The organism is Actinosynnema sp. NPDC002837, from assembly GCF_040295345.1.
GTDB lineage: Bacteria > Actinomycetota > Actinomycetes > Mycobacteriales > Pseudonocardiaceae > Actinosynnema.
Window position 1 is genome coordinate 36,437 of sequence record NZ_JBEOVG010000079.1, and the last position, 7,737, is coordinate 44,173.

General features: G+C 73.3%; 8 protein-coding genes. 7 read left to right on the top strand and 1 reads right to left on the bottom strand.

What is annotated here, in order from left to right; all coding sequences use genetic code 11:
• Nucleotides 1–23 precede the first annotated feature (23 nt).
• Both ABTZ99_RS35150 and ABTZ99_RS35155 read left to right on the top strand, forming a co-directional pair.
• A complete protein-coding gene (locus ABTZ99_RS35150) occupies nucleotides 24–755 on the top strand; it encodes a CDP-alcohol phosphatidyltransferase family protein (RefSeq protein ID WP_498786728.1) in 732 nt (243 codons plus the stop codon).
• A complete protein-coding gene (locus ABTZ99_RS35155; RefSeq protein ID WP_498786729.1) occupies nucleotides 748–1,134 on the top strand; it encodes a DoxX family protein in 387 nt (128 codons plus the stop codon). Before ABTZ99_RS35150 ends, ABTZ99_RS35155 begins: the two co-directional genes overlap by 8 nt.
• On the opposite strand, the gene ABTZ99_RS35160 is transcribed toward ABTZ99_RS35155, so the two are convergent.
• On the bottom strand, nucleotides 1,116–1,787 hold the full coding sequence (locus ABTZ99_RS35160; protein WP_498786730.1) for a RibD family protein: 672 nt from the start codon (nucleotides 1,785–1,787) through the stop codon (nucleotides 1,116–1,118). The two genes, ABTZ99_RS35155 and ABTZ99_RS35160, sit on opposite strands and share 19 nt — an antisense overlap.
• 74 nt (nucleotides 1,788–1,861) lie before the next feature.
• On the opposite strand from ABTZ99_RS35160, the gene ABTZ99_RS35165 reads away from it, so the two are divergent.
• The 5 genes from ABTZ99_RS35165 to ABTZ99_RS35185 all read left to right on the top strand — a co-directional run bounded on the left by ABTZ99_RS35165 (nucleotide 1,862) and on the right by ABTZ99_RS35185 (nucleotide 7,703).
• Nucleotides 1,862–2,995, top strand: a complete 1,134-nt coding sequence (locus ABTZ99_RS35165) for a sensor histidine kinase (RefSeq protein ID WP_499617587.1) — start codon at nucleotides 1,862–1,864, stop codon at nucleotides 2,993–2,995.
• Entirely contained in the window at nucleotides 2,992–3,660 is a 669-nt protein-coding gene (locus ABTZ99_RS35170; RefSeq protein WP_498786732.1) for a response regulator, read from the top strand. Before ABTZ99_RS35165 ends, ABTZ99_RS35170 begins: the two co-directional genes overlap by 4 nt.
• 221 nt (nucleotides 3,661–3,881) lie before the next feature.
• Nucleotides 3,882–4,550 carry a DUF2306 domain-containing protein gene (locus ABTZ99_RS35175; RefSeq protein WP_499617589.1) on the top strand — a complete coding sequence of 223 codons (669 nt, stop codon included), beginning with the start codon at nucleotides 3,882–3,884 and terminating at the stop codon, nucleotides 4,548–4,550.
• Nucleotides 4,547–6,163 (top strand): sulfatase-like hydrolase/transferase, encoded by a 1,617-nt coding sequence (locus tag ABTZ99_RS35180; RefSeq protein WP_499617591.1) that lies wholly within the window; start codon nucleotides 4,547–4,549, stop codon nucleotides 6,161–6,163. Before ABTZ99_RS35175 ends, ABTZ99_RS35180 begins: the two co-directional genes overlap by 4 nt.
• 85 nt (nucleotides 6,164–6,248) lie before the next feature.
• A complete protein-coding gene (locus ABTZ99_RS35185) occupies nucleotides 6,249–7,703 on the top strand; it encodes a serine hydrolase (RefSeq protein WP_499617593.1) in 1,455 nt (484 codons plus the stop codon).
• Nucleotides 7,704–7,737: the final 34 nt, after the last annotated feature.

Here is a 7,737-nt window from a genome sequence, read left to right on the forward strand (position 1 = left end):
GGGCCACCGCCACGAGGGGCACGATGACGACACTTCACCACAGCGCGGCCCGGCAGGGGCAGCCCAGCACCGAGCCGGTCGCCTGGGCGGGCGGCCAGGTGGTCCTGCTCGGCGTGCTGGAGGGCACGGTCGGGTTGGGCGTGCTCGGGTGGCTCGCGGGCCTCGCGTACGCGGTGGCGAACCAGGCGTTGCTCAGCGGCGCGGTGCAGCGGTCGTCGCGCGGGGCGCTGGGGCCGGCCGACCGGGTCACGGTGGCCAGGGGGCTGCTGGTGGGTGGCGTCACGGCGCTGGTGGCCGACGGCGGGCACCACCCGGCGCTGCTGGTCGCGGTCGCCGCCGTCGCGCTGGCGCTGGACTTCGTGGACGGGCAGGTGGCGCGGCGCACGGGCACGGCGTCGGCGATGGGCGCGCGGTTCGACATGGAGGTCGACGCGTTCCTGATCCTGGTGCTGAGCGTGCACGTGGCGCTCACCCTGGGGCCGTGGGTCATGGTGATCGGCGCGCTGCGGTACGCGTTCGTCGTGGCGTCCTGGGGCCTGGCCTGGCTGCGGGACCCGCTGCCGCCGAGCTACGCGCGCAAGGTCGTGGCGGCCGTGCAGGGGATCGCGCTGGTCGTGGCCGCGTCCGGCCAGCTGCCATACCCGGACGTCCTCGTCGGACTCGCGCTGGCCTCGCTCGTCTGGTCGTTCGGCCGTGACATCGCCTGGTTGTGGCGCAATGCCCCCGCATCGGTGGAAGGAGTCAGCCATGGCTGACGCAGCCCGAACGAAGATCAGCGTCGCGAACATCGCCCTCTGGGCGTTGCAGGTGCTGCTGGCCGCGTACTTCGCCTACAGCGGTGTGTCGCTGCTCGGCGACGACTTCGTCGGCAAGTTCGACAAGATCGGCTTCGGCCAGTGGCTGCGGTACGTGACCGGGGTGCTGGAGCTCGCCGGCGCGCTCGGCCTGCTGGTGCCGAGGCTGTGCGGGCTCGCCGCGGCGGGCCTGGTCGGCGTGATGGCCGGCGCGGTCGCCACGGAGCTGGTCATCCTGGGCGACCCCGACGGCGCGGTGCTGCCCGCCGTGCTGCTCGGGCTGGCGGCCGTGGTGGCGCTCGGCCGCCGTGCCACCGTCCTTCAGGCCTTCGGGAAGTAGCGCAGCACGGCGACGTCGCCGAGCTTGTCCACGTCCGCCAGGTGGAAGCGGCGCGCCGGGCCGCCGGGGAACTCGGCCGGGTTGACGAACCGCGGTGCGGCGGCCTGCCCGATCAGCATCGGCGCGACCGCCATCCGGATCTCGTCGGCCAGCCCGGCGGACAGGAACGCGGTGTGGATGGTGGCGCCGCCCTCCACCATGAGCCGGTCGACGCCGCGTGCGCCGAGGTCGTCCAGCAACGCCCCGAAGTCGACCTCCGGTCCCAGCGACACGACCTCCGCCAGGTCGCCCACGGCCTCGACGGCCCGGTCGCGGCCGGAATCGGCGGTGTAGACGAGCTTGTCGCCGCCGTGGTGCCAGAACTTGAGCGCCGGGTCGAGGTCGCCGCTGCCGGTCACGGTCACCTTCATCGGGTGCTCGGGACGTCCCCTGGCCACCCGGGCTGCCCGGCGGTGCGCGCCGTTGACCAGCAGGCGCGGGTTGTCGCAGCGGATCGTGGCCGCGCCGACCATGATCGCGCCGGACTCCGCGCGCACCTGGTCCACGTGGTCGAAGTCCTCGGCGTTGGACAGCGGGAACCGTTGCGCGCTGCGGTCGTCGATGTAGCCGTCCACGCTGACGGCCACGCTGAGCAGGACGTACGGACGGGTCACGCGCCCCACCGTACCGACGTCGTCTCGTACTTCAGGCCGATCCGGCGCGCGCCTCGCTCTCGTACGATCGGCCCGTGCACGCCGTCCTCCGCTCGACGTGGGCTGAACCCCGCCCTCTCCACCCGCCGCGGCGGGTGTGGCGTGACTGGGCGCTCGTGGGCGCGCTCGTGCCGGCGGCGGCGCTGGAGATGGCCCTGCGGACGGACCTGCCGTGGCGCGGCCTGTGGGCCGTCGTGGTGATCGGACTGGTGCCCACCCTGCTGTGGCGCCGGACCCGACCGCTGCTGGTGCTCGTCATCGCCATGGCCGCCACGGGCCTGGTCCCGCTCCTCACCGGCGAGCGCGTCGAGCCCTACACGACGGCGTTCGTGCTGATCCTGGTGTACTCGGTGGTCAGGTGGGGTTCCGGGCGCGAGGCCGTCGTCGGCCTGGCCATCGTGCTCGGCGGCGTGTGCGTGTCCATAGCGCTGCGCCACCTCGCTCTCTTGGACGCGATCGGCGGGCTCACCGTGATGTTCACGGCGACCGCCCTCGGCGTCGCCACGCGCTACCGGGGCCGCCTGCGGGCGCGTGAACTCGACCAGGTCAAGCTGGTGGAACGGGAACGGCTGGCCCGCGACCTGCACGACACGGTCGCCCACCACGTGTCGGCGATCGCGATCCGCGCCCAGGCGGGCCTCGCGACCGCCGTGACGCAGCCGGACGCCGCGACCGACGCGCTGCGCCTGATCGAGGCCGAGGCCTCGCGCGCCCTCGCCGAGATGCGCGCGATGGTCCGCGTCCTGCGGCGCGACGAACCCGTCGACCTGGCGCCCAGCCCGCGCATCGCCGACCTCGGGCAGCTCGCGACGTCGTCCCGCACCGGCCCGTCGGTCGAGGTCGGGCTCGCGGGCGACCTGGACGGCGTCCACCCGTCGGTCGACGCCGCGGTCTACCGCCTGGCCCAGGAAGCGGTCACCAACGCGCGGCGGCACGCCCGGCACGCCACCCGCATCGAGGTGCGCGTCGACGCCGACGACACGTCGGTGCGGCTGCGCGTGAGCGACGACGGCGACGCCTCCGCCGGCGCCTCCGCCGAGCCGGGGTACGGGCTCATCGGCATGGCCGAGCGCGTCGACCTGCTCGGCGGCACCTGCACCGCCGGTCCCGACCGCGACCGGGGCTGGACCGTGACCGCCACCGTGCCCCGGACGGGAACGGGCGCGTGACCGTCCGCGTGGTCGTGGCCGACGACCAGGAGATCGTCCGCACCGGGCTCGCGATGATCCTCGACGCCCAACCGGGCATCGAGGTCGTCGGCGCGGCGGCCGACGGGCGACGGGCCGTGGAACTCGCCCGACGCCTGCGCCCGGACGTGTGCCTGTTCGACATCCGCATGCCCGGTCTCGACGGGATCGAGGCCACCCGGCTGCTGGCCGGACCGGACGTGGCCGACCCGCTCGCCGTCGTCGTCATCACCACGTTCGACCTCGACGAGTACGTCTTCGCCGCGCTCCGGGCGGGCGCCGTCGGCTTCCTGCTCAAGGACGCCGGTCCCGCGCTGCTCGCCCAGGCCGTCCACGCCGCCGCCGAGGGCGACGCGCTGATCGCGCCGAGCATCACCGCCCGGCTGCTCAAGACCTTCGCCGCCGTCGAACCGGTCGCGCCCGCCCAACCCCTGGAACCGCTCACGGACCGCGAGGAGCAGGTCCTGCTCACCGTGGCACGCGGGCGGACGAACCGCGAGATCGCCGACGAGCTGCACATCACCCTGAGCACGGTCAAGACGCACATCGCGAGCCTGATGACCAAGCTGGCCGCCCGCAACCGGGTCGAGATCGCCATGTGGGCCTACGAGACGAACCGCCTCACCGGCCGCCCCCGGTCGACCTGACCCGACCCGGCCCGGCCTGACCCGACCGACCTGCCCGACCGAACCCGCCTGCCGGAGCGAACCCGCCGCCACGCCCCCGCGCCGCCGGCCGAAAGTACTAGTCGCACCTGCCCGGGAGTACTGCCCGGCTCCGGCCCTTCTCCCGATGTCCGCCACGTCGCCCGTCACCAGACTCGGATCACACCGAGACCGGGCGACCGGACCGACGAAGGGCCTCCGCCGTGACCTCCTCCCGCAGGGCCGACTGGCTCGTGCCCACCGCCTTGATCGCGCTCACGCTCATCCCGATGGCCGGCGGCGCGCTGCGCCTCACCGACCTGGCCGGCGGCGAGGTCACCCCGGAGAACGCGCGGTTCTTCGCCGCGCCGGCGCCGGTGGTGCTGCACATCGTCGGTGCCGTCCTGTACTGCCTAGGGGGCGCCTTCCAGTTCGCGCCGGGGTTCCGCCGCCGGCACCGGGCCGGGCACCGCGCCCTCGGCCGGGTGCTCGTCCCGGCCGGCCTGCTGATGGCCCTCACCGGCCTGTGGATGACGTTGTTCTACCCCTTCCCCGAAGGGGACGGCCACCTCCTCGCCGCCTTCCGGCTGGTGACGGGCTCCGCCACGGTCCTGGCCCTGGTCCTCGGCCTCCGGGCGATCCTGCGGCGGGACGTCGTCCGGCACCGCGCGTGGATGATCCGCGCCTACGCGATCGCCCAGGGCGCGGGCACGCAGGCGCTCGTCACCATCGCCTGGGTCCTGCTCGTCGGCCCGGCCACCGGCTTGACCAGGACGCTGCTGCTGGGCCTCGGCTGGGCGATCAACATCGTCGTGGCGGAACGGCTCATCGGTGAACCGGCCAGGGGTCGGCGCGCGTTGTACCGGGCAAGGAGAGCAGAGAGGACCGCATGACCGAGGACACCGCGGACCGCCGCGGTCGCCGCACGGCGGTCACCGCCTCGGCCGCCGCGCTCGTCCTGCTCGCGCTGCTGATGCCCGGCGACGCCGACTCGCTGGCACCGGCCGCGTTCCTCCGCCTCCCGGTGGAGGCGCTGCTCGGCGTGGTGCTGGTGCTGGTGCTGCCGGAACGGGCGCGACGCGTCGCGGCGCCGGTGGGCGGGGCCCTGCTCGGCCTGCTCCTCGTGCTGAAGGCGCTGGACGTTGGGTTCGACGCGGTGCTGCACCGGCCGTTCGACCTGGTGCTCGACTGGCCGCTGCTGGAGCCCGCGGTGGACTACGTGGACGTCACGGCGGGGCGGTTCGCGGCGGTGGCGGTCGTCGTCCTCGCCGTCCTCCTGGCGGCGGGGGTGGTGTTCCTGGCGGCACGGTCCGCGGTGCGGCTGAGCGGAGTCGTGGTCCGCCACCGGATCGCCGCCGCCCGCGTCGTCGCCGTCCTCACCGTCGTGTGGATCACGCTCGCCGGCCTCCAACCCGCACCCGTCGGCCCGGTCGCGTCCCACAGCACGGCGGAGTTCGTCTACGACCAGGCACGGCGGGTGCACGCCGGACTGCGCGACCGCGGCCGGTTCGCCGCGGAGTCGGCGGTGGACCCGTTCGCCGCCACGGCGGCCGGGGAGATGCTGACCTCGTTGCGCGGCAAGGACGTCGTCGTGGCGTTCGTCGAGAGCTACGGGCGTTCCGCCGTCGAGCACCCGGACATCGCGCCGCACGTCACCCCGGTGCTCGACTCGGGCGCACGCCGACTCTCCGACGCCGGGTACGCCTCCCGCAGCGCCTATCTCACCTCGCCGACCGCGGGCGGCGGCAGCTGGCTCGCCCAGGCCACCCTGCTGTCCGGGCTGTGGATCGACAACCAGCAGCGCTACCGCACGCTCCTGGCGAGCGACCGGCTCACGCTCGGCGGCGCGTTCCGGCGCGCGGGCTGGCGTTCGGTCGGCGTCATGCCGGGCATCACGAAGGCGTGGCCGGAAGGCGGGTTCTTCGACTACGACCGGATCTACGCGTTCGACGACCTCGACTACCGCGGCCCGCGCTTCGGCTACGCCACCGCGCCCGACGAGTTCACGATGTCGAAGTTCCAGCAGTTCGAGCGCGCCGACGAGCACGCGCCCGTGATGGCGGCGATCCCCCTGCTGTCCAGCCACGCGCCGTGGTCGCCCGCGCCGACGCCGGTCGGCTGGCACAACGTCGGCGACGGCTCGGTGTTCCACTCCATGACCTCCGGCGAGGCCCCCGCGGAGGACATGTTCGGTCGCGACCCGGCGCTCGTGCGGTCCGACTACTCGCGCACGGTCGAGTACTCGATCAACACCCTGGTGTCCTACGTCGAGACCTACGGCGACGACGACCTCGTGCTCGTCTTCCTCGGCGACCACCAGCCCGCGCCGTTCGTCACCGGCCCGGACGCGGGTCGGGACGTGCCGATCACCGTCGTGACCCGCGACCGGGCCGTGCTCGCCCGCACCGACGCCTGGGGTTGGACCGACGGCCTGGACCCCGGTCCTCAAGCGCCCGTGCGCCCCATGGACACCTTTCGCGACCAATTCCTGACCGCGTTCCGCTAGCCGCTTCCGGTGGATGTCCGATCGGCGCCGGCGGCGAATGCACTACCGTCGGCGGCGCAGATGGATGACTTCACGGGGGAGTGCGATGAGATCCTTCCGACGCAGACTGCTCACCGCCACCGCCTTCACGGCGGCGACGGTGCTGGTCAGCGCATTGGCCACGGCGACGACCGCGACCGCGGGCGGTGACGTCAACGCCCTGCTGGCCGAGTCGCTGCGGCAGGCCGTGGTCGCGCAGGACTTCAAGGACGTGCTCGACCTGACCCCGCCCGAGCAGGCGGCGGCGTCGTCGAAGGCGGGGGCGCCGGAGAAGTACGACCCGCTGTCGGCCGAGGAGGCGTCGACGGCCCGGCTCGACGCCGCCGCGGCCCGGCCGCTGCACCAGACGCCGAACATGGACCTCGCGGTGATCGAGCTCGACCGCCTCGGCCGCCCGATCGCGATGGCCGACGTCCTGCTCAGCCCGCAGTACCCGAACGGGATCGTGGTGCCGCTCAACGAGCGGACGATCTCCGCCGACAAGGTGCGCTACCGCTGGTGGGACGACACCGAGTGGGACGTCAACGGCGGCCGGGGTACCCGTGACGTGCTCGCGGGGCGGGAGAACGCGCCCATCGACTTCTCCTCGCCGTACCCGGCGTCGGTGCTCAAGCTCATGGTCGGCTTCGGCGTGCTCCGGCTGGCCGACCGGGGCCGGGTCGACCTCGACGCGGTCTACGACTACCGGCCGGTGACGCAGCACCCGGTGTGCGGCGCCGCGTCCAGCAAGGTGATCCGGCAGCACTTCGACGAGATGATCACCAAGTCGCAGAACGAGTCCACCTGCGCGTTGATCAAGATGATCCACGACCTCGGCGCGTGGGACGAGGTCAACCGCACGTTCGTCGAGCTCGGCATGCCGACGCTGATGGTCACCGGCACCAACCCGGAGAACGGCGGCCGCTGGATCGGGTCGAACATGAGCAGCATCGACACCGCGAAGCTGCTCCTGCTGGTCAACGGCGGCTCCGGCGTGCTGTGGACGACCGACGCGGGCAGGCTCGTCACGCGCAACGAGCTCACCGAGGCGTCCCGCGTGCAGTTCATCAAGTCGCTGGGCAACCAGGGCCACAACGAGATGCTGTCCACCACGAACCACTGCGGGCGCGACTACCCGGTGCAGGGCATCGCGCAGCTGACCCCGCCGCGCTGGGTCCAGCCCGACGGCACGATGAAGGTCGGCGACGCCGTGTACGACAGCGACGTCCGGCCGTGCGACGCGGTCGCCGAGGTGACGTTCGGCCACAAGACCGGCTGGGTCGACACGACCGGCAGCGACGCGGGCATCGTGAAGTCCCTGCCCGGCAACACGCGGCGCAACTACATCGTGGTCGCGTTCAGCAACCTGGGCACCGACTACGTCGACACCTACCGCCCCGCCAACCGGCCCGGCGTCTTCCCGGTGCTCTACACCGAGAAGTACGCCAAGCTGGGCGCCGCCGTCGACGACATCATGACGGCGATCGCGCCGCTGCCCCACTGGAACGTGCGCCAGGGTTAGCCGCGTGGGCGATCACCCGGCGCAACGCCGCCGG

Excerpts from the sequence above, each read along its gene's own strand:
- ABTZ99_RS35155 (WP_498786729.1), top strand. The coding sequence starts at position 748 with ATGGCTGACGCAGCCCGAACGAAGATCAGCGTCGCGAACATCGCCCTC.
- ABTZ99_RS35150 (WP_498786728.1), top strand. The coding sequence starts at position 24 with ATGACGACACTTCACCACAGCGCGGCCCGGCAGGGGCAGCCCAGCACC.
- ABTZ99_RS35185 (WP_499617593.1), top strand. The coding sequence starts at position 6,249 with ATGAGATCCTTCCGACGCAGACTGCTCACCGCCACCGCCTTCACGGCG.
- ABTZ99_RS35180 (WP_499617591.1), top strand. The coding sequence starts at position 4,547 with ATGACCGAGGACACCGCGGACCGCCGCGGTCGCCGCACGGCGGTCACC.